25 protein-coding genes are annotated in these 25,071 nt (G+C 67.4%); 6 read left to right on the top strand and 19 right to left on the bottom strand.

Features of this window, described 5'->3' with window-relative positions; translation table 11 throughout:
- The first annotated feature begins 761 nt into the window (after positions 1–761).
- A complete protein-coding gene (locus ABD243_RS07255) occupies positions 762–1,316 on the top strand; it encodes an NUDIX domain-containing protein (protein WP_116768807.1) in 555 nt (184 codons plus the stop codon).
- Positions 1,317–1,398: 82 nt separating this feature from the next.
- On the opposite strand, the gene ABD243_RS07260 is transcribed toward ABD243_RS07255, so the two are convergent.
- From ABD243_RS07260 to truB, 3 genes are all read right to left on the bottom strand, one after another.
- Positions 1,399–1,833 carry a hypothetical protein gene (locus tag ABD243_RS07260; protein WP_116768809.1) on the bottom strand — a complete coding sequence of 145 codons (435 nt, stop codon included), beginning with the start codon at positions 1,831–1,833 and terminating at the stop codon, positions 1,399–1,401.
- A 73-nt stretch (positions 1,834–1,906) separates the two neighbouring features.
- Positions 1,907–2,260, bottom strand: coding sequence for a hypothetical protein (locus ABD243_RS07265; RefSeq protein WP_344363804.1), 354 nt, complete (start codon positions 2,258–2,260; stop codon positions 1,907–1,909).
- Positions 2,260–3,225 carry a tRNA pseudouridine(55) synthase TruB gene (gene truB, locus ABD243_RS07270; RefSeq protein ID WP_344363807.1) on the bottom strand — a complete coding sequence of 322 codons (966 nt, stop codon included), beginning with the start codon at positions 3,223–3,225 and terminating at the stop codon, positions 2,260–2,262. Before truB ends, ABD243_RS07265 begins: the two co-directional genes overlap by 1 nt.
- 108 nt (positions 3,226–3,333) lie before the next feature.
- Between truB and ABD243_RS07275 the strand changes: the two genes are divergently transcribed.
- Positions 3,334–4,560 (top strand): pyridoxal phosphate-dependent aminotransferase, encoded by a 1,227-nt coding sequence (locus ABD243_RS07275; RefSeq protein WP_344363809.1) that lies wholly within the window; start codon positions 3,334–3,336, stop codon positions 4,558–4,560.
- 91 nt (positions 4,561–4,651) lie between these two features.
- A complete protein-coding gene (locus ABD243_RS07280) occupies positions 4,652–4,861 on the top strand; it encodes a hypothetical protein (RefSeq protein WP_091249763.1) in 210 nt (69 codons plus the stop codon).
- Between the two features lie 31 nt (positions 4,862–4,892).
- Here the strand turns inward: ABD243_RS07280 and ABD243_RS07285 are convergent, their stop codons facing one another.
- The 7 genes from ABD243_RS07285 to rimP all read right to left on the bottom strand — a co-directional run bounded on the left by ABD243_RS07285 (position 4,893) and on the right by rimP (position 11,959).
- Positions 4,893–5,240 (bottom strand): CU044_2847 family protein, encoded by a 348-nt coding sequence (locus tag ABD243_RS07285; RefSeq protein WP_344363812.1) that lies wholly within the window; start codon positions 5,238–5,240, stop codon positions 4,893–4,895.
- A gap of 79 nt (positions 5,241–5,319) precedes the next feature.
- Positions 5,320–5,742, bottom strand: coding sequence for a thioredoxin (trxA, locus tag ABD243_RS07290; RefSeq protein WP_425547160.1), 423 nt, complete (start codon positions 5,740–5,742; stop codon positions 5,320–5,322).
- Between the two features lie 200 nt (positions 5,743–5,942).
- Complete coding sequence (rbfA, locus tag ABD243_RS07295; RefSeq protein ID WP_091249753.1) at positions 5,943–6,452, bottom strand: 30S ribosome-binding factor RbfA; 510 nt, start codon at positions 6,450–6,452, stop codon at positions 5,943–5,945.
- A gap of 240 nt (positions 6,453–6,692) precedes the next feature.
- Positions 6,693–9,596: a translation initiation factor IF-2 gene (infB, locus tag ABD243_RS07300; protein ID WP_344363815.1), complete on the bottom strand. Its 2,904-nt coding sequence runs from the start codon at positions 9,594–9,596 to the stop codon at positions 6,693–6,695.
- Positions 9,597–9,748: 152 nt separating this feature from the next.
- On the bottom strand, positions 9,749–10,177 hold the full coding sequence (locus ABD243_RS07305) for a YlxR family protein (protein WP_425547149.1): 429 nt from the start codon (positions 10,175–10,177) through the stop codon (positions 9,749–9,751).
- 184 nt (positions 10,178–10,361) lie between these two features.
- The gene (nusA, locus tag ABD243_RS07310) at positions 10,362–11,342 is read right to left on the bottom strand and encodes a transcription termination factor NusA (protein WP_091249742.1); all 981 of its coding nucleotides are present in this window, start codon (positions 11,340–11,342) and stop codon (positions 10,362–10,364) included.
- Positions 11,342–11,959: a ribosome maturation factor RimP gene (gene rimP / locus ABD243_RS07315; RefSeq protein ID WP_116768785.1), complete on the bottom strand. Its 618-nt coding sequence runs from the start codon at positions 11,957–11,959 to the stop codon at positions 11,342–11,344. The genes nusA and rimP overlap by 1 nt, the downstream gene beginning before the upstream one ends.
- Before the next feature lie 87 nt (positions 11,960–12,046).
- Here rimP and ABD243_RS07320 point away from each other — a divergent pair, with 87 nt between their 5' ends.
- The 3 genes from ABD243_RS07320 (at position 12,047) to ABD243_RS07330 (ending at position 15,312) form a co-directional block, all read left to right on the top strand.
- Positions 12,047–13,312 (top strand): ferritin-like domain-containing protein, encoded by a 1,266-nt coding sequence (locus tag ABD243_RS07320; protein ID WP_344363819.1) that lies wholly within the window; start codon positions 12,047–12,049, stop codon positions 13,310–13,312.
- A gap of 80 nt (positions 13,313–13,392) precedes the next feature.
- Complete coding sequence (locus tag ABD243_RS07325) at positions 13,393–14,121, top strand: VIT1/CCC1 transporter family protein (RefSeq protein WP_116768786.1); 729 nt, start codon at positions 13,393–13,395, stop codon at positions 14,119–14,121.
- A 51-nt stretch (positions 14,122–14,172) separates the two neighbouring features.
- Complete coding sequence (locus ABD243_RS07330; RefSeq protein ID WP_344363822.1) at positions 14,173–15,312, top strand: aminoglycoside phosphotransferase family protein; 1,140 nt, start codon at positions 14,173–14,175, stop codon at positions 15,310–15,312.
- On the opposite strand, the gene ABD243_RS07335 is transcribed toward ABD243_RS07330, so the two are convergent.
- The 9 genes from ABD243_RS07335 to ABD243_RS07375 form a co-directional block, all read right to left on the bottom strand.
- Positions 15,309–16,718: a pyridoxal phosphate-dependent decarboxylase family protein gene (locus ABD243_RS07335; RefSeq protein ID WP_344363825.1), complete on the bottom strand. Its 1,410-nt coding sequence runs from the start codon at positions 16,716–16,718 to the stop codon at positions 15,309–15,311. The two genes, ABD243_RS07330 and ABD243_RS07335, sit on opposite strands and share 4 nt — an antisense overlap.
- A 97-nt stretch (positions 16,719–16,815) precedes the next feature.
- Positions 16,816–17,610 carry a sulfite exporter TauE/SafE family protein gene (locus ABD243_RS07340; RefSeq protein ID WP_344363828.1) on the bottom strand — a complete coding sequence of 265 codons (795 nt, stop codon included), beginning with the start codon at positions 17,608–17,610 and terminating at the stop codon, positions 16,816–16,818.
- Positions 17,611–17,623: 13 nt separating this feature from the next.
- On the bottom strand, positions 17,624–19,435 hold the full coding sequence (locus ABD243_RS07345; protein WP_091249718.1) for a proline--tRNA ligase: 1,812 nt from the start codon (positions 19,433–19,435) through the stop codon (positions 17,624–17,626).
- A 434-nt stretch (positions 19,436–19,869) separates the two neighbouring features.
- Complete coding sequence (locus ABD243_RS07350; RefSeq protein WP_425547150.1) at positions 19,870–20,766, bottom strand: GNAT family N-acetyltransferase; 897 nt, start codon at positions 20,764–20,766, stop codon at positions 19,870–19,872.
- The gene (gene ispG, locus ABD243_RS07355) at positions 20,720–21,886 is read right to left on the bottom strand and encodes a flavodoxin-dependent (E)-4-hydroxy-3-methylbut-2-enyl-diphosphate synthase (protein WP_091249715.1); all 1,167 of its coding nucleotides are present in this window, start codon (positions 21,884–21,886) and stop codon (positions 20,720–20,722) included. Before ispG ends, ABD243_RS07350 begins: the two co-directional genes overlap by 47 nt.
- Positions 21,887–21,936: 50 nt before the next feature.
- Complete coding sequence (locus tag ABD243_RS07360; protein ID WP_091249712.1) at positions 21,937–22,230, bottom strand: YciI family protein; 294 nt, start codon at positions 22,228–22,230, stop codon at positions 21,937–21,939.
- A 57-nt stretch (positions 22,231–22,287) separates the two neighbouring features.
- The gene (locus ABD243_RS07365) at positions 22,288–22,794 is read right to left on the bottom strand and encodes a hypothetical protein (protein WP_344363832.1); all 507 of its coding nucleotides are present in this window, start codon (positions 22,792–22,794) and stop codon (positions 22,288–22,290) included.
- Positions 22,791–23,438, bottom strand: coding sequence for a MarR family transcriptional regulator (locus ABD243_RS07370; RefSeq protein WP_344363834.1), 648 nt, complete (start codon positions 23,436–23,438; stop codon positions 22,791–22,793). Before ABD243_RS07370 ends, ABD243_RS07365 begins: the two co-directional genes overlap by 4 nt.
- Positions 23,439–23,733: 295 nt before the next feature.
- Positions 23,734–25,065 (bottom strand): M50 family metallopeptidase, encoded by a 1,332-nt coding sequence (locus ABD243_RS07375; RefSeq protein ID WP_344363837.1) that lies wholly within the window; start codon positions 25,063–25,065, stop codon positions 23,734–23,736.
- Positions 25,066–25,071: the final 6 nt, after the last annotated feature.

A 25,071-nucleotide genomic window follows, 5' to 3' on the forward strand; every position in this document is an offset into this window, starting at 1 on the left:
AAGCCCTCGGAATCCTCGTCCTGAACTACCCCGACCGGCTCGGACCCTACCTGAACCGATGACACCCCGCCCCACTTACACAAACAACTTGACAGGCTCCCGGCCAGGCCGGAACGCCCCGAGGACGTGACCGGGCCGGCCCACGGGGCCCGCTCCGGGATGAACGCTCCAACGGCTTTCATGTCTCAACGATCCCAGAGGGGTCCGACAAAAAAGACCGAACCGGTGCGGCCGCGACGCGACGCCGCATCCGGCTGCCGCCCCGGCAGGCAACGGCGGCCAAGCGGGAACGCCGCGAGGACATGACCGGGCCGGCCCACGGGGCCAACTCCGGGATGAACGCTCCAACGCCTTCCATGTCTCAACGATCCCAGAGGGGTCCGACAGTATTGACTGACTGCTGCCGCGTCTTGTGACGCCCTCCAAGGGATTTGTCTACGGGGCTTGGTCGAGGGGTTCAACAAGGACTTGGCCAGCGGTTACCGCAAGGTTTGCTGGAGGTTTTCGGGCCAACGCCTTCGGTGCGAGATCCTCAGGACAAGGGCTGAACTGCGGGCTGCGATCCACGATCCCCACGCCCGTGTCAGTGTATTCCCACCTGAGCCCTGGGCCCAGCACCCACCCTCAGCACTCACCCAGCAGCACCCAGCAGCACCCAGCCGCCCGAACCAGCAGCGGAACCCAGCCACCCTCACCAACATCCCGTAACACTGCGTACGCTTCCCGCGGTCCTAAGAAGCGGCACGTGGCAAGCTGTAGGAATGGACAGCACAGTCGTACCCCAACCCGGGGATTCACCATTCGTAGGGCCCGTATCGGGCGAGCCTCGCCGCCCCTTGGGTCCCCGCGATCCGGGTGATGCCTGGGTGGAGGGCGACCGCGGCCGGTTCTGGGGACGGTTCGGTTCCGCCGGGCTCCTGGTCCACGACCCCGCCAAGGGCGTCCTGCTCCAGCACCGCGCCCTTTGGAGCGATCAGGGCGGCACTTGGGGACTCCCCGGCGGCGCGCTGCACCAAGGGGAAGAGGCCATCCACGGGGCCTTACGGGAAGCTCAGGAAGAAGCGGCCGTGCCCCCGGAGAACGTCCGCGTCCTCTTCACGTCGGTGTTCGACGTCGGTTATTGGACGTACACCACGGTCGTTGCCGAAGCGCTGCAGCCCTTCGAGGCCAAGATCAGTGACCCGGAAAGCCTCGAACTGCAATGGGTGGGGATTGACGCCGTCGCCGGCAAGGAACTGCACCCGGGCTTTGCGGCGGCCTGGCCCGGGCTACGAAGCCGGCTCGCGGAGGATCCACGCATCACCCTCCGGGCGTAACGTACGGTCCACGCTCGTCAACGCGTGACGTGCCACGCCGGAAAACCGCGGCCGGCCCAATCCTCCCGGGACGCAGCCCGCTCTAAGCCTTCCGAGCAGCAGGCCGCCGCCGGTACAGCCAGATGAGCCCCAGGATCGGCAGCAGGAGCGGAATAAACCCGTAGCCGCGGCCGAACAAGGACCAGACTGTCTCGTGCGGGAAGTTCACCGAGTCGAACACGCTCAGTGCCCCCACTACCAAGACGCCGACGAGTTCCACCAGAACCGCGACCACGGAGACTTTGAAGGCGGTGCGGCCCGGCCTCGCGAGGGACACCGTCGCCACAACGTAGACCACCGCGGCGAAAGCGGACAACAGGTACGCCAGAGGCGCCTCGGAGAACTTCGTCAGAATCTGGTAGCCGGCCCGGGCCGTTGCAGATATGGCGAAGACGGCGTAGACGGCAATCAGCAGGCGGCCGGGTCCTGTGTTGCGGGTATCGGTCGACGCCGGTGCAGCGTCCGCCTGCCCGGTCATCCGGGAGGACACCTCCGGGGTGCCGGTTCCGTCCTGCGAGGATTTTGCACTCACGTTTTCTGCCTCTTCCATGTCAGTACCAGATCTGGTTCATGCGGGCCGCCATCACCACGGCGGTGACGCCGACGGCGGCCAGCACGAAGTTGCTCCAGCGGGTCCGCTCCAGAATGGCCCAGTACGCGGCACCGATCGGGAGGAGCAGCGCCGTCGCCATATAGCCCCAGAACTCCCACGGCTCCCCCGCGATCCGCTCCCCGCTGGCCACCCGGACAATCGACCCGACCAGATAGACCAGGAGGGAAAGCTCGACGGCGGCCACCGACAGGAGCGTGGTGTCGTTGGGCGCCTTTTTCAGGAGGCCTGCGGTCACGCAGATGATGGTCGACAGCAGGCCTACCACCAGGATGATGTAAAAATACGCGTCCACTACTGGCCGGCCTGCTTGCCGTTGCCCTGTTTGGCGTTGCCGTGCTTTTCATTGTCCGGAGCGAACACCAGCACCGGCTTCGCGTAGCTTCCGGCGTCGGCCAGGAGGGCCACGAGTGTTCCGTCAGGCGCGAACGCCGCTGCCGGTTTGTCGGCGGTCGCCGCGTCCGGTGTGCCGGCATCGGTTCCGGCGGCGATCCTGCGTCCGAAGGAAATCTCGGTGGTTTCGGCCTCGCTGAGTTCACGGTTCGGCATGAGCCCGCGGGCCGCGTCCGACATCTCCAGGACGTCCAGCTTCTCCGCCAGTTCTTCGAGCGTGTGTGCCTGGTCAAGCGTGTAGGGACCCACTTGGGTCCGGCGGAGTGCTGTCAGGTGACCCCCAACGCTGAGAGCTTCTCCGAGATCGCGGGCCAGGGCGCGGATGTAGGTTCCGGAGGAGCACTCCACCGTGACGTCCACATCCACCGCCTCACCGGCAGCCTCGCCCGCGCGGACGCGGCGGATCTCGTGGACCTCAAAGCGGTGGATCGTCACGGGCCGGGCTGCCAGCTTGACCTCTTCACCAGAACGGACTCGCGCGTAGGCGCGTTCGCCGTTGACCTTGATGGCGCTGACGCTGCTGGGAACCTGTTGGATCTCTCCGGTCAGTGCGGCGACGCCGGTTCGGATGGCGTCTTCGGTGATCCCGGTGGTGGTGCGGGTGGCAGTGACTTCACCTTCGGCGTCGTCCGTCACGGTGGATTCGCCCAGCCTGATGGTGGCGGTGTAAGTCTTGGACGTACCCACGATGTAGGTCAGCAGCCGGGTGGCCTTGTTGATGCCGACCACAAGAACGCCGGTGGCCATCGGATCCAGTGTCCCGGCGTGGCCGACCTTCCGGGTACCGGCGATACGCCGCATCCGTCCAACCACATCGTGGCTGGTCCAGCCTTGCGGCTTGTCCACTATCACCAGTCCAGAAAGCACGCCTCCCAGTATATGCGGGCCAGCGGTGCCCCACCGCCCACGGACCGGCCGCGGACCGGCGCCCGGCCTAAGCACCCATCGCGAGGGCCGCCCGTTAGGATGGCAGACATGCCCGAGCTTGCCGCACATGTCCGCGAGGTCCCGATCAACCAGATTCGGGAGATCACCGAAGCCGCCTGGGGAACGCCCGGTGCGATCGTGTTGAGTATCGGCGAGCCAGGTTTCGCCGTCCCCCGCCACGTCCTCGAAGCCGGAATGGCATGCCTCGAGCGGGACGAGACCAACTACACGCCCAACGCCGGGATCCCGGCCCTGCGCGAGGCCTTCGCCGCGCGGTTCCGCGAACACAACGCGACGCCGGTCGGCGCGGACCGCGTGTACGTGGTCGACGGCGCCCAGCAGGGCCTGCACTTTGCCATGAGCCTGCTGCTCTCCCCCGGCGACGAGATCCTCATTCCCAACCCTGGCTATCCGACCTTCGTGATGACCAGCTGCCTCCTGCACGCCGTCCCCGTCCGGTATCCGCTCTACCCGGAGCACGACTTCCAGCCGCGGATCGAGGACATCGAGGCCCTCATCACGCCGCGGACTAGAGTGCTGATCCTGAATTCTCCGTCCAACCCGCTCGGCGCTGTACTGGGCGAGGACCTGACGCGCCGCCTCGTGGAGCTGGCAAGGCGGCACGATCTGTGGATCATCTCGGACGAATGCTACGAGGCGTTCACGTACGATGTCCCGCACGTCAGTCCGGCCAGGTTCGACAGTGAGGTCCCGGGGGAAGCGCGGGTGTTCACCTCGCTCACGCTGTCCAAAACCTATGGGCTGACGGGGCTCCGCATCGGCGCGCTGATCTGCCCGCCGGGGCTCGAGCAGAAGATGAACAATGTCATGGAGGCGATCGTGTCCTGCGTGGCGTCGCCGTCGCAGTACGCCGCGCTGGCGGCGCTGACCGGTCCCCAGGACTATGTCAGCCACGCGCACGCCCACTACCGGGCCAACCGCGATGCGGCCTCGGCGGTGCTGCACTCCCATGGAATCCCGTACCTCACGGCCCAGGGCGCATTCTATCTGTGGGCGGATGTGTCCCACGTCAGCGGCGGGGACGTCCGGGCGTGGACGCGCCGCTTCCTGGCGGACCACGGTGTGGCCTTCGCCCCCGGCACGGCGTTTGGTTCGATCGGCGAGGGCTGGATCCGCATTGCCCTCTGCGGCAGCCAGGCCGACCTCGTGGAGGGCCTCGGACGCCTCCCCGCACGCGGGGCCGCAACCGGCCCATCCGGCGGAGCTGCCGGGTCCACAGACCCTATCGCCGGAACTGCAGGCGCCATAGCCTGAGCACACGGCGCCCCGAGCCCGCGCGGCCGACTTTGTTTCGGGTTGTCCTGGTTCGTCCGGGCGCTGTGGATTCCGGCCAAGGGAGTACATCGTGTGGTGGCAAGACCTGCTGTGGGGTTTCTGGAACGGGCTGACGGCATGGATCGTCCTGATCGCCCATGTCTTCGGGTTTTGGAATGAGTTCCCCTTCTACAACTCCGCCCGCGCGGGGAACTGGTACGACTTCGGTTACCTCCTGGGCATGGGATCTCCCGTGCTGGGCGGCGGCCTGGGAGCCCGGGGGCGTTCCCGGCGACGCTAGCCGGCGCCGCCCGCGGCCCACCGACGGGGAATCAGAGCATGATCTCTTCCTCCGGAGCCAAAGCCGCCACCGGAGCCTTGGTGAAGGACATCCGGATAACGAAGTGCGCTTCGGCGGAATTCTTGGCGACGATGGCTCCGGCCTCGCCCGCCAGCTTCACGCCGAACTGGAGTTCCAGGTGTTCCGGACCAAGTTCCTTCATCACCTCGGCGGCAGCGTTGGCCGCCGGCCGGACTGCCGAGAGTGCGTCCTCGAGGCGCCGACCGGCGTCGAGGATCCCCTGCTCGTTGCGGGAAGGCCGCTCAACGCCGAAGCTGTTGTCCTCGACCTCCACCAGCACTGTCCCCGACCCGACTTCGTAACGCAGGATCTCGGTCATTTCTTCCTCCATATCAACGCGCTGTGCGGCCCGTATAACGCGGCCAGGTAATACGGGCCGGGTAATGCGGGCCGGACGGTCACCTCGGGGCCGCGGACAGCGCGGCGTCGAGCCAGCTGCGGAGGGCCGCGGCCGGCGGCGCTCCGGCCTGGCGGGCTGCCACCGCGCCGTTCTTGATGACAAGCAACGTTGGAATCGCCTGGATATCGAACCGCTTGGACAGCCCCGGAGAGGTGTCGACGTCGACCTTCACGAGCTTGAACTCCCCGGCCCGCTCCAGCGCCAGCTTGTCCAGCACCGGGCTGACCATGCGGCACGGCCCGCACCAGGCCGCCCAGAAGTCGACGAGAGCCGGCACGGAGGACTTCTCCGCGACCAGGGGGAAGTCGGCGTCGCCCGCCGCGACAATCCACGGAAGGTCCCGGCGGCAGTTGCCGCAGCGCGGATGCCCGGCAGCCACAGCAGGAATCCGGTTGGTTTTCCCGCAGTGCGGGCACTTCATCAGGCTGGATTCCACGACGCGCCGTCGCCTTCCCGCATACCCGCAGTCATGATTCCATGGGACTCCCCGCCCCTGAACGGGCGTAGAGTCAAAGGTCCCGCGGCCGGCCCCCGCAGCCGGAACCAGGAAGCCGGAACGCCACCGGAAACAGCTGTGGCCGGACCCTTGGCGGGGTCCGGCCACTGCTGTTGAGGGCGGTACTACTTGTTGCGGTCCTCGTCGATCTGGTCTTTGTCGATCAGATCCAGGTCCTCTTCATCGAAGTCGTCCTCATCCAGCTCTACGTCCTCCGGGGTGTCGGACTTGTAAGGATCAGCGTCCCCGGCGTGCTTGGCGCCTTCGGCCAGCGCCGCCACCTCGGCGTCGCGCTTCTTCGCCGCCCGGAGCAGTTCCTCCAGGTTCGAGGCATTGACCGGAATCTGGTCCGCCACGAATTCGAGCGTCGGGGTCAGGCGCACGGTGATGTTCCGGCCGACTTCCTGACGCAGCACACCCTTGGCCTTCTCGAGCCCCTTGGCAGCATCAGCCTGGGCCACTTCGTCACCGAACACCGTGTAGTAGACGGTGGCGTGCTGCAGGTCGTTGGTCACCCGCGAATCGGTCACGGTGACGCCCTCAAGGCGAGGATCCTTCACCCGCCGGCCCAGGGCCTCAGCAACGACAACCTTAATCCGCTGCGCCAACTTGGCAGCCCGTGCGGGATCAGCCATTTCCACTCCTAAAAATTTGGATGTACGACGGCGGGGCTGCGGTTTGGCCTTTTGAATTGCCTTTGCTGCCACGCGCCTATGGTGAGTCTATGACGATGCCGGAGAGTTTTGGGGGCGCCCGGGAGTGGCATCGGGCCTACCGGAGCTGGGCGGCACAGGATCGCAGATCCAGTGCCGCCCAGCGTAGGGGCGGGGCGCCCCCAAAACTCGGAGGCTCCCCGCCATAACTGCTAAACCACCCTAGACGCGCGGCTTTTCGCGCATCTCGAAGGTCTCGATGATGTCACCTTCGTTGATGTCGTTGTACGAGCCAAGACCGATACCACACTCGAAGTCCGTGCGGACCTCGGTGGCGTCGTCCTTGAAGCGCTTGAGCGTCTCAACGGTGAGGTTGTCGCCGATGATCTTGCCGTCGCGGGTGATACGGGCCTTGGCGTTGCGCCGGATAACACCGGAGCGGACGATCGAGCCTGCAATGTTGCCGAACTTGGAAGAACGGAACACTTCGCGAACCTCGGCGGTGCCAAGCTGGACCTCTTCGTACTCCGGCTTGAGCATGCCCTTGAGGGCTGCCTCAATGTCATCGATTGCTGCGTAGATGACGGAGTAGAAGCGCATGTCCACGCCTTCGCGGTCTGCCAGTTCGGCAACACGCTCGGCGGGCTTGACGTTGAAGCCGATGATGACGGCGCTGTCGACCGTCGCCAGGTTGACGTCGTTCTGCGTGATCGCACCAACACCGCGGTGGATGACGCGGAGCTGGACACCCTCGCCGACGTCGATCTTGAGCAGCGCGTCTTCGAGGGCTTCCACGGCACCGGACACGTCACCCTTGAGGATGAGGTTGAGGGTGTCGATCTTGCCTTCGGCGACGGCCTGGTCGAAGTCTTCCAGGCTGATGCGCTTGCGGCGCTTGGCCAGGGCGGCGTTGCGGTCAGCGGCTTCACGCTTCTCGGCGATCTGGCGGGCGGTGCGCTCGTCAGCGGTCACGAAGAAGGTGTCACCGGCACGCGGGACGTTGGACAGACCCAGCACCTGCACGGGGCGGGACGGGCCGGCCTCGGTCAGGGCGCTGCCGTCGTCGTCGAACATCGCACGGACGCGGCCGTGGGCCGTGCCTGCCACGATGGTGTCGCCGACGTGCAACGTACCGGACTGAACCAGGACGGTGGCCACGGAACCGCGGCCCTTGTCCAGGTTGGCTTCGATCGCGATACCGCGGGCGTCCTTGTTCGGGTTGGCGCGCATGTCCAGGGCAGCGTCTGCGGTGAGCAGGACGGCGCCGAGGAGCTCGTCGATGTTGAGGTTCTGGCGGGCAGAGACCTCAACGAACATGGTGTCGCCACCGTATTCTTCCGGAACCAGGCCGTACTCGGTCAGCTGGCCGCGGACCTTGTCCGGGTTGGCGCCTTCCTTGTCGATCTTGTTCACGGCCACGACGATCGGCACGTTGGCCGCCTGGGCGTGGTTGAGGGCTTCAACGGTCTGGGGCATAACGCCGTCGTCCGCTGCGACCACCAGGATGGCGATGTCGGTGACCTTCGCACCACGGGCACGCATGGCGGTGAACGCCTCGTGGCCCGGAGTATCGATGAAGGTGATCTTGCGATCGAGGCCTTCGTGGTTGTGCGTGACCTGGTAAGCACCGATGTGCTGCGTGATGCCGCCGTGCTCGCCCGCCATGACGTCGGACTTGCGGATGGCATCGAGCAGTCGGGTCTTACCGTGGTCAACGTGACCCATGACGGTGACGACCGGAGGACGTGCCTCGAGGTCTTCGTCGCCTTCGGCTTCGAGCTCGGCTTCGAAGTCGATGTCGAAGGTGGAGAGCAGCTCGCGCTCCTCGTCCTCCGGCGAAACAACCTGCAGCTTGTAGCCAAGTTCCTCACCCAGCAGGGCAAACGTCTCTTCATCCAGCGACTGCGTGGCCGTGGCCATTTCGCCGAGGTGGAACAGAACGGTCACCAGTGCTGCGGGGTTTGCCTCGATCTTGTCGGCAAAGTCCGTGATGGACGAGCCACGGCGGAGCCGGACTACGGTGTTGCCGTCGCCGCGGGGCACGCTTACGCCGCCCAGCGACGGAGCACTCATCTGCTCCAGTTCCTGACGCTTGGCACGCTTCGACTTGCGCTGCTTGCCACGGCCTGCGCCGCCCTTACCGAAGGCGCCCTGGGTGCCGCCGCGACCGCGACCGCCCTTACCAAAGCCACCACCGGCCGGAGCGCCGCCACCGGCACCGGGAGCACCGGTACCCGGAGCGCCACCCGGACGGCCCGGACCACGGCCGCCGCCACCGGGACGGCCTGCACCTGCGGGTGCGGGACGTTCGGTGCGGTTAGGCATCATGCCCGGAGTCGGACGGTTTCCGCCGGCTCCTGCCGGACGACCAGCGCCGGGAGCGCCAGCCGGACGCGGGGCGCCGGGGCGGGGGCCGCCTGCGCCGGCTGCCGGACGGGGACCACCCGGACGGGGGCCGCCAGCACCTGCTGCGGGGCGCGGGCCGCCGGGGCGTTCGCCCTCGGTGCGGCTTCCGCCCGGACGCGGCATGCCCTGGGACGGGGCGAACGGGTTGTTGCCCGGACGCGACGGACGTTCGCTATCGCCGCCGCGGCCTCGGGGCATGCCCTGGGACGTGGCGAAGGGGTTGTTGCCGGGACGGGGACCGCCCGGACGCGGTGCGGAACCACCCTGGCGTGCCGGAGCAGCCGGGGTTTCAGCCTTGGGGGCCGGACGCGCACCGGGCTTGACGCCCGTCGAGGGAGCAGCCGGGGCCTGGGCAGCGGGGGATGCCGGCGCCTGGGCGGCGGGGGCAACCGGAGCGGCGGGCGCGGCGGCAGGTGCCGCAGCGGCCGGAGCCGGAGCTTCAGCCTTGGGTTCTGCAGCCTTGGGCGCAGCGGGGCCGGGCGCAGGCGCCGGGCGGGTCGCTGCCGGGGCGGCAGTTGCCTGGGGGGCGGACGCCGGAGCTTCGGACTTCGAGGCTGCGGGGGCGTCGGGGTAAGCGTTGCGCAGTTTCCGCACAACGGGAGCCTCGATAGTTGACGAGGCGGAGCGAACGAATTCGCCCAGTTCCTGCAGTTTGGTTACTGCATCTTTGGAAGTAATACCGAGCTCTTTAGCAAGCTCATGTACGCGGACCTTGGCCACATTTCTCCTGTCTCGGTCCGCACCGAGCCAGGCACGAACCGTCTACTTCTTACTGCGGGCCTCCGCCGCGAATGCAGCTGAAAGGCCCATTGCAGAGCGCAACAAAGTTGTCATCGTTGCGCACTCATCGCTGGGAACTCATCGGGTTTCCATCAGTTTTCTGACCCGCTTTCAGGTTGGACGGTTGTTGCTGCGGTCACCGTAGTGCCCACGGCTTGCGTGCCGGCAGTGATCCGGCGTTCGACGTCGGCAGTACCGGCTGCGCCGTTGAGGGCGCGGCCGAATGCTCGACGTTTCACCGCCAGTGCCAGGCACTTCTCGCTGGGGTGCAGCCATGCTCCCCGGCCAGCCATCCGGCGTCGTTCATCCACCACGACGGCGGACGAACCGCCGGCGCCGGCGACGAGCCGGAGTAACTCCGACCGCGATCCCTTTTGTCGGCATCCGATGCAGGTGCGCTGCGGCTGATTCCCGAGGTGTTGCACATGTGCCACGTTCGAGTATCTTCCTGCCAGTACATCTGTTTGGTGAAAATCTGCGTCCTCAGGGAATCCGGAAAAACCCGGACGCGCCAAAGACACACGGATACCGGCCGTGAGGCGCGGTCATGTCTATTCTAGCCCCTCCGGCGCCCGGGTCCGGAACCCGGGCGTGCAGGCAGCAAAGAAACCAGAGTAGGCCCGTGAGGCAACACACAGACAGCGGGCCGCGACGGCGGCCCGCTATCTGTCGTCGTGCCCGTGGGCGCGCGCGTGCGCCTGAACGCTATTTACTGCTGTTGACAGCGGCGTCGGAGACGATGTCGATCCGCCAGCCCGTGAGCTTGGCGGCAAGACGGGCGTTCTGGCCCTCTTTGCCGATGGCCAGGGAAAGCTGGTAGTCGGGAACAACCACCCGCGCGGAACGGGTCGCCTCATCGGTGATGGTGACCGAATTCACGCGCGACGGCGACAGGGCGCTGGCGATAAAGGTCGCCGGGTCGTCGCTGTAGTCCACGATGTCGATCTTTTCGTCGTTGAGCTCGGTCATGACGGCCCGGACACGAGACCCCATTTCGCCGATGCAGGCACCCTTGGCATTCACGCCGGGGATGTTTGCCTTGACCGCGATCTTGGTGCGGTGGCCGGCTTCGCGGGCGAGCGCCACGATCTCGACGGAACGGTCCGCGATCTCGGGAACTTCGAGTTCGAAGAGCTTCCGGACAAGCCCGGGGTGCGAGCGGGACAGCGTGATGGACGGGCCCTTGGTGCCGCGGTGGACGTCGATCACAAAGGCACGCAGTCGGTTGCCGTGGATGTACTTCTCGCCGGGAACCTGCTCGGGCGGGGGCAGCAGCGCCTCTACCGTGCCCAGGTTCACCTGAATCATGTGCGGGTTGTTGCCCTGCTGGATGGTGCCGGCTACGAGCTCCCCTTCACGGCCCTTGAACTGGCCCAGCACGTTGTCGTCCTCAGCATCCCGAAGGCGCTGCAGAATGATCTGGCGTGCCGTGCTGGCCGCGATGCGTCCGAAGCCCGCCGGGGTGTCCTCGAATTCGCCGATCGGGGCGCCGTCGTCGTCGATCTCCGTGGCCCAGATGGTCACGTGGCCGCTCTTGCGGTCCAGCTCGGCCCGGGCCTTTTCGAAGGCGCCCGGCGTCTTATGGTAGGCCACCAGGAGGGCCTGCTCGATCGTCGGAATCAGGAGATCCAGGGGGATTTCACGCTCACGCTCCAGGAGTCTCAGCGCGCTCATGTCAATATCCATTAGGCCTCCTCAGAAGGTCCATTGTTTACTTTTTCCAGACCGGCCTCTTCGAGGTGGCTGAACTCTATCTCGACTTTTCCGCTGCGGATCCTGTCGAAAGGAAGCTTGACGGGCTCGCCCTGCTTGGGTTTCATGCCCTTCTTGACGGCAATCTCGGGGACGAGGGTGACGCCTTCATCATCCACGGACTGGATCCTGCCGGTGACGTTGTCACCCTGGATCACATTGACGTTGACCATTCGTCCGCGGGCGCGGTGCCAGTGGCGTTCTTCGGTCAGGGGACGTCCGACGCCGGGCGACGAAACTTCCAGCTCGTAAGGACGCGCGTCCATGCTGGGGTCGTTGTCCAGGGTGTCCGAAAGGGTCTTGGAGATCTCGGCGATGACGTCGAGTCCGACGCCGCCGGTCTCCTCCTGCGGCAGGTCCACCACCACCTGGACCACCCGGTTGGCACCGGCGACGTGGATGGAGACGTCCTCCAGATACAATCTGTTCGCCAGCACTGCGGGTTCCAGGAGTGCATGCAGGCGCTCGGCCTCCACATTGTGAACGGGTGCGGCTTCAGCCTTCCCCGTTCCGGTCCGGTCTGTTGAAGTCGTGGCTTCTGCGTTGGTCATGATGCCGGCCGCCTCCCGCTAGATGATGTTGTGAGTACTAGCCTAGCGATTTTCCGGGCGGTGTGGTGCACGGAGTTCCGGGCCGGCATGACAACATGGTCTGTTGTGAACGACGAGACCCGGGAAAAGCGATGGCAGGACCACTTTCCCCGGATGCTCCCCCGCTATGCGCTCCTGGCCTGCCTCGCCCTGGTTGTGGTGAGCCTGGGGGTGGTTCTGACGCCGGCCCGGCCGCCGGAACCCATGGAGACGCCCTTTTCCGAACGGGCGCGCGCCGCCGCGTTGACCGAAACCCTGCAGCTGTTGGCGGCTGGCGGCCGGCTTGGGACCGGGTCCCCGGACGGTTCAGCAGGCCGCCCGGCGGGTGCCGGAAATGCCGCCGTCGAGCGGACTGTGACGTTGCTGACAACCCAGGCCGAGGCCCTCCTCTTGCCGGGGGAAAGCCCCGCGGGTGCGCCTGGCGCCTCGCCCACAGTGTCCGCCCCGTCAACGCCCCCCGGTCCGACGCCTTCCCCCGCCGCACCGGTACCTTCCGCCACCGGCTCGCCGACCGCCGGAACGCCCACTTCAGCACCGCCCACGGCGGCTCAGCCGGCGACCGCCGCCGAGCTCGTGACCGCTCTTGCGGACAGCGGCCGCCGGCGCCTCGCGGACGCTGCCGGCGCCGACGGCGGCATGGCGCGGCTGCTGGCCGCCGTGGGCACCGCACAGTTGCTGCAGGCATCCAAGCTCGCGGCCGGCACCGGTACAGCGGCGCCGGCGCCGCCCGACGACGCTGCCCCGCAGCTGTCCGGCACCTGCCCGTCCGAGTCCGCGGGCGCCCAGTCCCCGGAGGCGTCTCCTGATGCTGCAGACACCCCTGCCGCGCCCGACGGCGGAGCGGGCGGTACACGCGGCGTAGCCGGTTCTCCCGGGTCAGATGCGGCCGTGGGAGCCGCCCTGGCGGCGGTCGCACGGACCGAAGCTCAGACCATCTACGCCTATCAGGTGGCCCTCCCCCGGCTGGACGGGGACGCTGCGAAATCTGCGGCCGAAGGACTGGCGCGCCACGACGCGCTCCTCAGCGGCGCCGAAACCCAGGCCCGGCTGCACTGCTCCACCGTTCCACCGCGCGAGGCGGGCTACACGCTGAACCAGTCCTTCCTGGTCTCTCCCGCCGCAGGCCTCGGCAACGTCGAAGCGGCCGCGTTGCCGGTCTACGGGGACCTAATTGCACTAAGCGACGGAGAGACCCGGCAGTGGGCCGTCGCAGCCCTGCTCGGCTCCGCGAAACGCGCAGTGCTCTGGGGTGCGGATCCCGGCGCGCTGCCTGGCTTCGACCCGGCGTCGCTACCGTCATTGCCGGCAAACTGAGCGCCGCAGGCAAGCCTCGGCTTATTTTGCTTAGCCTTGGGATACTGGCCAGCCCGCCCCACGGGTGATTTGCTGTAGTCATGGACACGACAGGCACCCCGACCCTTCATGAGAACGAGCCCCACCACAACGACATAGCGCACCGGCTGAACTGGCTCCGTGCGGGTGTCCTGGGAGCCAACGACGGCATCGTCTCCGTCGCCGCTATCGTCGTCGGCGTCGCCGGCGCCACGACTGAAACCGGGCCGATCCTGATCGCGGGCGCCGCGGGAGTCGTGGGCGGTGCGATCTCGATGGCCCTCGGTGAATACGTTTCCGTCAGCAGCCAGAAAGACAGCCAGCATGCCTTGATCGAGAAGGAACGCCGGGAGCTGGAGGAACAGCCGGAGGAGGAACTCGAAGAGCTCGCCGCGATCTACCAGGGCAAGGGCCTCAGCTCCGAGACGGCACGCACGGTAGCCAGGGAGCTCACGGCCCACGATGCCCTTGGCGCCCACCTCTCAGCCGAACTCCACATCGATGAGACAGACATCGTCAGCCCGTGGCATGCGGCCTTCGCCTCTGCCATCGCATTTCTGGCCGGCGCGATCCTTCCCATGCTGGCCATCCTGCTGCCGCCGGAAAGCATCAGGATCCCGCTGACCTTCGTGGCCGTGCTTGTGGCGCTGGCGGCCACCGGTGCTGTGGGCGCGTGGATCGGCGGCGGCTCGAAACTCAAGGCAGCCGTCCGCGTGGTGATTGGCGGTGCCTTGGCACTCGTGGCCACATTCGTGATCGGCAACTGGCTCGGCGCGAGCGGCGTCGTCTAATCCCCGGGCCCCACGTCCGGAGCCCCACGCCGGGCATCTACGATAGGTCCCGTGAGCCCGATCCCAGACGTCCCCATTCCGCCCGATCTTTCCCGCCGCTACAACCGCACGGCTGCCGGACGCGACTGGCTGGCATCCCGTCCCGGGCTGATCGGACAACGTCTGGACCAGTGGGAGCTTGTGCCGGACCTGGCGCCGGGCGCCCTGCCCTGGAGCGGTCACGGCGCCGTCGCCATCCCCGTGCGGCGCCGGCACGGGCATGAGTCCACTGGCAATGGCAACGCCGGCCATGCCGGCAATGATGCCGTCCTCAAGATGGCTTTCCCTCATGAGGAAGCCACGAGGGAACGCCACGCCCTCGCGTTGTGGGGAGGCCGCGGCGCCGTCCGGTTGCTGGCCGCCGACGCCGGATCCTGCGCCCTGCTCCTGGAGCGGCTGGACGCCGGCCGCTCCCTCCAGAACGTCCCGCTCGAAACCGCGGTGCCGGTGTGGGGCGCGGTGGTCCGCGAACTGAGCGTCGTCCCCGATGATCGGCCCGAGTGGCAGGAAATCGACCACGTGGCGGCGCGGGCCGAACAGTGGCGCGATGAATTCCCCGAGACGTGGGAGCACTTGGCGCAGCCGTTCCCCCGCTGGCTGCTCGAAGCAGCGCTTGAGGTCTGCCAGACGCGCGGCGCCGTGGGCAGGCGGTCCGGCACGGACGTGCTGGTCCATGCGGACCTGCACTACCTGAACATTCTGGGCCGGTCCGGCATCCCGGAGGCCGGCATCGGGCAGGAGGGACCGGCAGGGCTAGCGGAGCGTTACGCCGCGATCGATCCGCAGCCCATGATCGGCGAGGCGGAGTATTCCGTGGCCCCGGTGTTATGGAACAGGCTCCGGGAGTTACCGCAGAAGGATCCGGGACGGGCGCTGCTCGCGCGCTGCCGGGATTTCAGCCAGGCAGCCGGTCTCGACGCCGAAGCCGCCCGGCAGTGGAGCCTGGCGCGCGAGGTCGATAACGCCCTCTGGTATGCCTCTAAGCGACATCATGAAGGCGATCTGGCGCGTTCGCTGTGGGTGGCGAGCACGCTGGCGGGCCGGACCCTTCCCGGGCTCCCCGCTCCACAGGAGCTCCCAGCCCCCGGAGAAGCGCGTGGGGAAGGGCCTGGAGAAGTGCCCGGGGAAGCAGCCGGAACGGCGGCCGGTTAGCCCCGGACGGCCGCCAGTGCGTCGCGGACGGCGTCGACGGCGACTCTGACGTCGGCGTCGTCCGTGCTCCAGTTGCTCACCGAAATCCTCAGGATATCGCGGTCCTGCCAGCGCGAACCGGACATCCAGACCCGGCCGTCGCTGATGATCCGCTCCGTCACTGCGCGTGTCACGGCGTCGTCCCCGAAGGCCAGGGAAACCTGGGTGTAGTCGACGTCGTTGAGTACCTCGACGCCCTCCAGCGCGGCAAGCTGTTCCGCTAGTTGCGCGGCCCGCAGCACGAGCGTGCGGACCTGGCCGGCGACGCCGTCGCGGCCCAGCGATTTCAGCGCAGCCCACACCGGCACGCCGCGCGCACGGCGGGACAGCTCAGGGACGCTCTCGAACGGGTCCCCGGCACCGTCCGCGGCCTGGATCAGGTAGCTCGTGTGCAGTCCCATCGCCGAACGCAGCGCCCGGGCGTCGCGCACGATCGCGATCCCGCAGTCATAGGGCACGTTGAGGGTCTTGTGCGCATCCGTCCCCCACGAGTCGGCCAGCCGGAGCCCGGCAGTCAGTGCGGATAGTTCCGGCACGGCCGCAGCCCAGAGCCCGAAGGCGCCGTCCACGTGCACCCAGGCGCCATGCGCTTTTGCGACGGCAATAGCCTCGGCGAAGGGGTCGAAGGCGCCCGAATGCAGGTTGCCGGCCTGCAGGCACACGAGGGCCGGGACCGGACCGCCCTCCCCCGCGCTGAGCGCAAGGTCCAGGGCGCAATCCAGCTCCGCCGGGATGATGCGTCCTTGGCGGTCCGACGGCACCACTGTGGGACGTCCCAAGCCCAGGTAGCGCAGGCCGAGGTCGATTGTGTCGTGCCGTTCCTGCCCCACGAAGCAGCGGATCCGGGGCGCACCGGCGAGCCCGTCGCCGTCGAGGTCCCAGCCGGCGTCGGCCATGAGCCGCCACCGGGCGGCGGCGAGCCCGGTGAAGTTGGCCATGGTGGCGCCGGTTGCAAAGCCGACGTCGGACTCTTCGGGAAGGCCCAGAAGCTCAAGGATCCATTTGCCGGCGGCTTCTTCGATGGCGGCCGTGGCGGGGGTGGCGAAGCGCAGCCCCGCGTTCTGGTCCCAGGCACTGACCAGCCAGTCCGCCGCCAGCGCGGCCGGCAAAGTGCCGCCGATGACCCAGCCGAAGAACCGCCCGGACGGCATCGCCATCAGCCCCGGTTCGGCCTTGGCCGCGAGATAGTCCACCACTTCTGCGGCCGGGATGCCCTGTTCGGGCAGCGGGCCGCCGAAATCGGCCGCGAGCTCGGCCGCAGTGGCCTGCGGCCCGATTCGGCGTGTTCCCTGGCTCTCGAGCCACTGGCGTGCGTGCCCGGCCGCGGCCTCGAGGGCATCCCGATAGCGTTCCTCGCCTGCTGACATAGCTGCATGCTACGCCCGGGGCCACCGGACCGGGAGTCCCCCGCGGGAGGGGGCTCCCGCGTGCGGGCCCGCGCGCAGGCGTGCGCGGGCGTGGGTGCTAGGCGAAGTTGTCCTGCCAGACATCCGAACCGAGCTTGACGATCAGCGCTCCGACCACGGCAAGGAACACGATCCGGATGAATTTGTTCCCCTGTTTGACGGCTGTCCGGGCTCCGATGTAGCCGCCGGCCATGTTTGCCATGCCCAGGAGCAACCCGAGTCCCCACAGCACGGCACCGTGCGGCACAAAGAACAGCAGGGCGCCGGCGTTCGTGGCCATGTTCACGATCTTGGCCTTGGCGCTGGCTTCCAGGAAGGCGTAGCCCATGGCGGAGACCAGCGCGATGATCAGGAAGGAGCCGGTGCCCGGACCGATCAGCCCGTCATAGAAGCCGATCACGCCGCCGATCAGGCAGGCCACCACATAGTGCCGGTGCCCCGAATGGCGCAGCCTGGTCAGCTCACCGACGTTGGGCCGGAAGGCGGTGAACAGCGCGACGGCGATCAGCGCCGCCACGATGATCGGCTTGAATACGCTTGCCGGCAGGTTGGCGGCCAGCACCGCACCGCCGTAGCTGCCCGCCATCGCGATCACCGCCATGGGCAGGGCGGTGCGCAAATCGGGTCGGACGCGGCGGTAGTACGTGACAGCGCTCGTGGTGGTGCCGAAGATGGAGCCCATCTTGTTCGTGGCCAGCGCCTGCACCGGGCTGATGCCCGGTACCAGCAGCATGGCCGGAAGCTGGATGAGACCGCCGCCCCCCACGACGGCGTCGACCCAGCCCGCCGCCAGACCCGCCACGACGATCAGGATGACGGTACCGAGCTGGATCGACTCGAGTCCTGAGACCACTACCTACGCGGCGTCAGCTGTTGCGGACGGCGTTGACCACGTAGTCAACAGCCTTGTCAACGGCCACGTTTTCGGCATTGCCGCTGCGGCGGTCCTTGATCTCCACGACGCCGTCCACGAGTCCCCGCCCGACGGCGAGGATGGTCGGCACGCCGACGAGTTCGGCGTCGCCGAACTTCACGCCCGGGGATACCTTGGGACGGTCGTCGTAGATGACGTCGAGGCCGGCGGCTTCAAGCTCCAAGGCCAGCTTTTCCGCGGCCGCGAAGATTTCCTCGCCGCGGCCCACGGCCACCACATGGACATCGGCCGGGGCGACGGAGCGCGGCCAGACCAGGCCCTTGTCATCGTGGTTGGATTCGGCGAGGGCCGCGACGGCACGCGTCACGCCGACACCGTAGGAGCCCATGGTCACCACGACCTGCTTGCCGTTCTGGTCCAGGACCTTCAGGTCCAGTGCCTCGGCGTACTTCCGGCCCAGCTGGAAGATGTGGCCCATTTCGATGCCACGGGCGGTTTCGAGCGGTCCGGAGCCGTCGGGCGCCTCGTCGCCGGCACGCACCTCGGTGCACTCGATGACGCCGTCCCAGCCGAAGTCGCGGCCTGCGACCAGGCCGAAGACGTGCTTGCCGGCCTCATTGGCGCCGGTTACCCAGGCCGTACCGCTGACGACACGGGGATCCACGAGGTAGAGCAGTTTTGCGGCACCCTCGGTGCCGAGCAGCGGGGCCTCGAGGGACAGGCCGGGGCCAAGGTAGCCCTTGACGATGAGCGGCTGCTTCTTGAGGTCTTCCTCGCCGGCGGCCTCAAGGGTGATCTCACCGGCGATGGGCAGGAACGCACCGATGTTGGCTTCGACGCGTTTGAGGTCGACGCCGCGGTCACCGGGCACGCCGATGACGACGATCTGGCGTTCGCCGGTCGGCAGCGTCACGGCGAGCACGACGTTCTTGAGCGTATCCGCGGCCGTCCACGCGCCGCCGTCGGCCTCGCTGCGCGGAACCAGCACGTTGGCGGCATCCACGAGGGTGTCGATGGTGGGCGTATCCGGGGTGTCCCGGACTTCCGCGGCCGGGGCGTTGCTGAAGTCGATCTCCGCGGGGACCACGGTGGTGACGGCCTCGACGTTGGCTGCGTAGCCGCCGGCGGAACGCACGAAGGTGTCCTCGCCGATCTCGGTGGGGTGCAGGAATTCCTCGCTCTTGGACCCGCCCATGGCGCCGGCGGTGGCAGCGACGGGAATGACCTCAAGGCCGAGACGCTCGAAGATCTTCAGGTACGCGCCGCGGTGCGCCGCATAGCTGGCGTCCAGGCCGGCGTCGTCGACGTCGAAGGAGTAGGAGTCCTTCATGATGAATTCGCGGCCGCGCAGCAGGCCCGCCCGCGGACGCGCCTCATCGCGGTACTTGTTCTGGATCTGGTAGATGCTCAGCGGCAGGTCCTTGTACGAGGAGTACAGGTCCTTGACCAGAAGGGTGAACATTTCCTCGTGGGTGGGGGCCAGCAGGTAGTCGTTGCCCTTGCGGTCCTTGAGCCGGAATATGCCCTCGCCGTATTCGGTCCAGCGGTTGGTGGCCTCGTAGGGCTCCTTGGGCAGCAGTGCCGGGAAGTGGACTTCCTGGGCGCCGATGGCGGACATTTCCTCGCGGATGATCTGCTCCACCTTGCGCAGCACGCTCAGCCCCAGCGGCAGCCAGGTGTAGATGCCCGGCGCGGCCCGCCGGATGTATCCGGCCCGGACCAGGAGCCGGTGGCTGGCCACCTCGGCGTCGGCGGGATCTTCGCGCAGGGTGCGCAGGAACAGCTGGGAGAGTCGAAGGACCACAGGTGGGGTATCCGTTTCTGGGGAAGTGCGGGCATAGCCGGGAAAACCGGAAAAGCATCTAGATACTAATCTACCGTCCGGATGGCCCCCGCTTACCGCAGCGCCCTGCGGCGGCAGCGCTCATGACATGCAAGAACGTGGAAGAGCCACGCCATGACTGATGGAAGCCCCTGGCCGTTTCCAGCTGGTCATCCCGTCATGGCGTGGCTCCGTGGCCCCAGCACCCCCAGATCTCAGGCTGTGAGCTACTTGGTGTCGCCTCCAGGCGTTGCCCTCCCCGGAGTTTGCGCCGGGGAGTGTGCGCGCCTATGCGACACGGCTAGGTAGAACCTATGTGACAGAGGGCCGGGAATCAAGAGTCTGCAACCGGATAATTTCTTTCCGGGCCCGGCGACTGCCCTTGAAAGTGTGGAAACTCCGCGGCGGACCGAACGCTAGAAGAGCACTGTAGCGAACGTGCCCACCTGGCGGAAGCCCACACGGTCGTAGGTGGCGCGCGCCTTGGTGTTGAACTCGTTGACGTACAAGCTGGTGACCGGCGCCAGGGTCTGCGCGAGGACGACGACGGCAGCCATATAGCCCGCGCTCAGGCCCAGGCCGCGGAACTCGGGATTCATCCAGACACCCTGAACCTGGGTGACTTCCGGTGTGACGGCGCCCAGTTCAGCCTTGAAGATCACCTCGCCGTCGGCGCTGAGGTGCACGAGCGAATGGCCCTGACGGATGAGGCTCTTGACGCGACGGCTGTAATACTCCCTGCCGCCAAGGTAGGGCGAGTATCCCACTTCTTCCTCGAACATCGCGGCGCAGGCGGGCAGGATCTTGTCGAAGTCGGCCAACTGGCCAAAGCCCAGCGCGGGCTCGGGCCGGACGGCGGGCGGGCCTTGGATGGTCAGCAGGGGCTGGTCGTCGCGGATTTCGTGGGCTGACTGGCCGAGTTGCTCCAGGGCCGCATAGAGGGCCAGGACGGTCTCGGCGGGGCCAAAAATCGAAGCGTAGCGGCGCCCGGAACGGTGCGCGGCCATGGCCACGACACCGGCGAGGTCCGGGTCCAGCTGCACCGGCACCAGGTTGGCGCCGGCCCAGCAGGCGCCGAGAAGCGTGCCGCCGTCGAACACGCCAAAGATACTGGCGCCCCCTGCCGTGGGGGATGCCGTACCCGCGGACTCCAGGTGCGACAGGATAAAGACATTGGCGACGGCGTCCCGATGAGCCAGTGCCAGCAATTGTCCGGTGTCCGCGCCACCGAGGACACGGACTACGACGCCGGGAGCGGCGCCGTCCCTACGAGACGCTAACCACGGGGCTACCCTTGACAGCATCTTCGCCATCGGCGTCCCCCATCTCTTCAGCGATACGCATGGCTTCTTCGATCAGTGTCTCAACAATCTGGTCCTCGGGGACAGTCTTGATGACCTCGCCCTTCACGAAGATCTGGCCCTTGCCGTTGCCCGAGGCGACACCGAGGTCGGCCTCGCGGGCCTCGCCGGGACCGTTCACGACGCAACCCATGACGGCCACGCGCAGCGGGATCTCCATACCTTCCAGGCCTGCGGTGACCTGTTCGGCGAGCGTGTAGACGTCCACCTGGGCGCGGCCGCAGGACGGGCAGGAGACGATTTCCAGTTTGCGGGGACGCAGGTTGAGCGACTGCAGGATCTGGTTGCCCACCTTGATTTCCTCGACCGGCGGGGCCGAGAGGGAGACGCGGATGGTGTCGCCGATCCCGCGGGAGAGCAAGGCGCCAAACGCGGTGGCCGACTTGATGGTGCCCTGGAATGCCGGTCCGGCCTCGGTGACGCCGAGGTGCAGCGGCCAGTCGCCCTTTTCAGCCAGCATCTCGTAGGCGGCCACCATGATGACGGGGTCGTTGTGCTTGACGGAGATCTTGAAGTCGTGGAATCCGTGCTCTTCAAAGAGCGAGGCTTCCCAGACGGCGGATTCGACGAGGGCTTCCGGGGTGGCCTTGCCGTACTTCTTCAGGATGCCGGGTTCCAGGGATCCGGCGTTGACGCCGATCCGGATGGAGGTGCCGTGGTCCTTCGCGGCGCGGGCGATTTCCTTGACCTGGTCATCGAACTTGCGGATGTTACCCGGGTTCACGCGCACGGCGGCACAGCCGGCCTCGATTGCGGCGAAGACGTACTTCGGCTGGAAGTGGATGTCCGCGATCACCGGGATCTGGGACTTCTTGGCGATGATCGGCAGCGCCTCGGCGTCGTCGGCAGACGGGCAGGCGACGCGCACGATGTCGCAGCCGGACGCGGTGAGCTCAGCGATCTGCTGCAGGGTGGCGTTGATGTCCGTGGTCGGCGTCGTGGTCATGGACTGGACGCTGATGGGCGAGTCGGAACCGACACCCACAGATCCGACCTTGATCTGGCGCGTCTTCCGGCGGGGGGCAAGGACGGGGGGCGGTGCTGACGGCATTCCCAGGCTGACCGAGGTCACGTGGACTCCCTTTTTGGTATCGAGGTATCGAAAGGCGGGGGCGGAACGGGCTAGGCGGCGTGCTCGGCCAGGAGACCGGTCAGCGGCGCCCACACAGTGGTGCGGGTGCCCGAGATGGCACCGGCGGCGGCGAACGGGTCCTGCCGCAGGAGGTCATTCAGGGCCGCTTCGTCGGCCGCCTTGAAGATGAGCAGCGCACCCGCACCATCGCCGTAGGGGCCGCTCGCGAGCAGGTCGCCCTCGCGGGCAAGTTCCGCTGTCCATGCGCGGTGCGCCGGGCGGCTGGCATCGCGGACCTCGGAAGATTCGGCGTCGTACACATACTCCACAGCAAAAACAGTCATATGGATACACTATCGCCCAGTTTGCCCGGTTCCCATCCGGGGCCGTCCTGCGCCCGGTCAGCCGAGGAAGAGGACCTTGGTCAGGGCGGCGACGCCGGATGCCCAGAGCAGGGACGTCAGCGTTCCGATGATGAACCTCTCGGCGGCCACCGGGGTGGCCTTCAACTCCGCGAAACGGCCAAGGCCCTTGATGGCCACGACATAGGCAATGGCGACGGGCTGGCCGGCGAGAATGGCCAGGCACACTGCGAACCGTTCCAGTACTCCGATAATGGCGCCGCCCCGCAGGATGCGCGCGTTGCTGATCGTGTCAGCGTCCGCGGCGGCCTGCGCGGCGGCGTTGCTGACCGTGGCGCCGTCCGCTGGGCGCTGGGAGCTCTCGCCGTCGGCGGTTGAGTCTGCGGCGGGATCCACGACCCCAGCGTCGCCGGCACCAGTGCCGGCGACGCCCGCGGAGTCGGCCCGGTCGTCAATGGTCCGCGCGAGCCGGAAGACCAAGGCGGTGACCGGCCAGCCGATGAAGCCGGCCGTGAGCAGGGCCAGGGTGATCCAGAGGGCGTTCACCGGTCTCCTTCCGTGCTGTCGTCGGCAAAGGACAGCAGCGTTGCGGCCGCCGGCCTCGCCGCCCATTCTTCCTGCCAGCCGGAGCGCAAGACGGCGCGGCTCACCGATTGCTCCGTGATTCCGAGTTTCTGCGCAGCGATTTTTTGGGTGCCGTGCGTGCCGGAACTGCCGGACTGTCCGTCCCGCACCGAACGCAGCACATCCACCACCTTCCACTGCGCCACGGTCCGGTCCTGGACCAGGCGTCCGATCAGCCGCAGCACCGCCTCCGCATTGGCGCAGGCACCAGGCCGCCGTCCGCTGCCGGCGACCACGGCGAGCGGCACGTGGGCTGCCGCGGCCTTGGCCCGGTCAACTGCGGCCCGGGCTGCCACGAAGGCAGGGCCGGAGCCTTCCCGCGGACTGGCGGGCAGCGGCTGATCCACCTCCCCCACCCCGATCCCGACGTACCAGCGACCGCTGCGCAGGGCGTGCAGGGCAATCTCCACTACCTCGTCGGGCTGTTCCACGACGCCCTGGACCTCGTCGCCCACCGAGCGCTCAAAGCGCCCCGCGGTGGAGAGCGCGCCCAATTCGTTCAGGAGGTCGGGGACCCGGTCGACGTCGCCCGTGCTGCCGCGCTGGTCGATTGTCATGACGTACATGGCCCCAGCCTAGGGAGGTGATTGTCAATAATCAATCATTTTCAACTGATTACTAAAAATCAGCCGAAATAAGCTAATGAAGGAAAATCAGCGGAAGCGGGCTGAGAAGGCGAGGCCGGGCGGACAGGCCTGGACTGACCGCGCACCATCCGGGGGCACTTCGACACGAAACGCCGGGCGCCCTCGTCCATTTCGCCGCCGGACCACGGCAAAGTGCCCCCGGACCGCAGGGCTCAGCACGCGGACAAAGCCAGTGAACCTCGCGGAACATCTCGCAGCCACGAGGGCCGCCGCGTCACCCGAAGAGGTTGACCGGTTTGACGATGTCCGCGTAAATCAGCAGCGCTCCCATGCCCATCAACAGGACGGCCACGACGTAGGTCACCGGGAGCATCTTGGCGATATCGAAGGCGCCGGGGTCCGGACGGCCGAACAGCTTGGCGACCTGGCGGCGGGCTCCCTCGTACAGCGCGCCGGCCACATGGCCGCCGTCCAGCGGCAGCAGGGGAATGAGGTTGAAGATGGCCAGGGCGAAGTTGAGTCCGGCCAGCAGACCTACCAGGGCGGCGAAGCGGGACTGCAGCGGAACGTCCTCCATGGCGGCGACCTCGCCGGCCACGCGGCCCACGCCCACCACGCTGATGGGCCCGTTGGGGTCCCGGGGTTCCTCGCTGAAGGCCGCCTTGGCCACGCCGGCCACGCGGTCCGGCAGGTTCACGATCACCCCGGCAACCTGCTTGATGTTCTCCCCCGCCATGGGCAGCACGGCAGACGCCGGCTGCTGGACGAGTGCCGTCTGGGCGCCGATGCCGAGGAAACCGACATCCTGGTACTGGAGCTTCCCGCCGGCGTCCTTGGCCTGCCGGCCGTCGGCGCCGATCACCGGGCGGGAGGAGAGCACAGGCGTGACTGTGGCAGTGACCGTGGCGCCGCCGCGCTGCACGGTGATGCTGACCTGTTTGCCCGCCGAGGCGCGGATCCAGCCGGTGAGTTCATCCCAACTGGTGACGGCCTTGCCGTCGAAGGAGGTAATGGTGTCGTTCGGCTTGAGCCCGGCCGCCGCCGCGGGGGTGAGCTTGCAGGCGGCGGAATTCGGGTCCACGGTCTCGCCCGCCTTGACCTGGCATTTGGAGACGTCGGCGATGGTGGTGGTCTGGCTGGCAACGCCGAATCCCATCAGCAGCACCCCGGTCAGCACGACGCCGATCAGCAGGTTCATTGCAGGGCCGCCGAGCATGATGATGATCTTTCTCCAGACCGGCAGACGGTAGAAGACCCTCTTCTCGTCGCCCGGGCCGATTTCCTCATGGGCCAGGGAGCGGGCATCGGAGGCCAGAGACTGGAACATGCCGGTGCTCGACGTGCGGACCGTGCCGTCTTCCTTGTTAGGCGGGTACATCCCGATCATGGACACGTAGCCGCCCAGTGGGATGGCCTTGAGGCCGTACTCGGTTTCGCCGCGCTTCCTGGACCAGACGGTGGGTCCGAAACCGATCATGTACTTGGTCACGCGGACCTTGAACAGCTTGGCCGGCAGCAGGTGCCCGACTTCGTGCAGGGCGATGGACACGGCGATGCCGATCGCCACGAAGACGACACCGAGGATGAAGAGGAGGACGGGGCTCATGTGCGT

The organism is Arthrobacter humicola (genome assembly GCF_039531445.1).
GTDB lineage: Bacteria > Actinomycetota > Actinomycetes > Actinomycetales > Micrococcaceae > Arthrobacter > Arthrobacter humicola.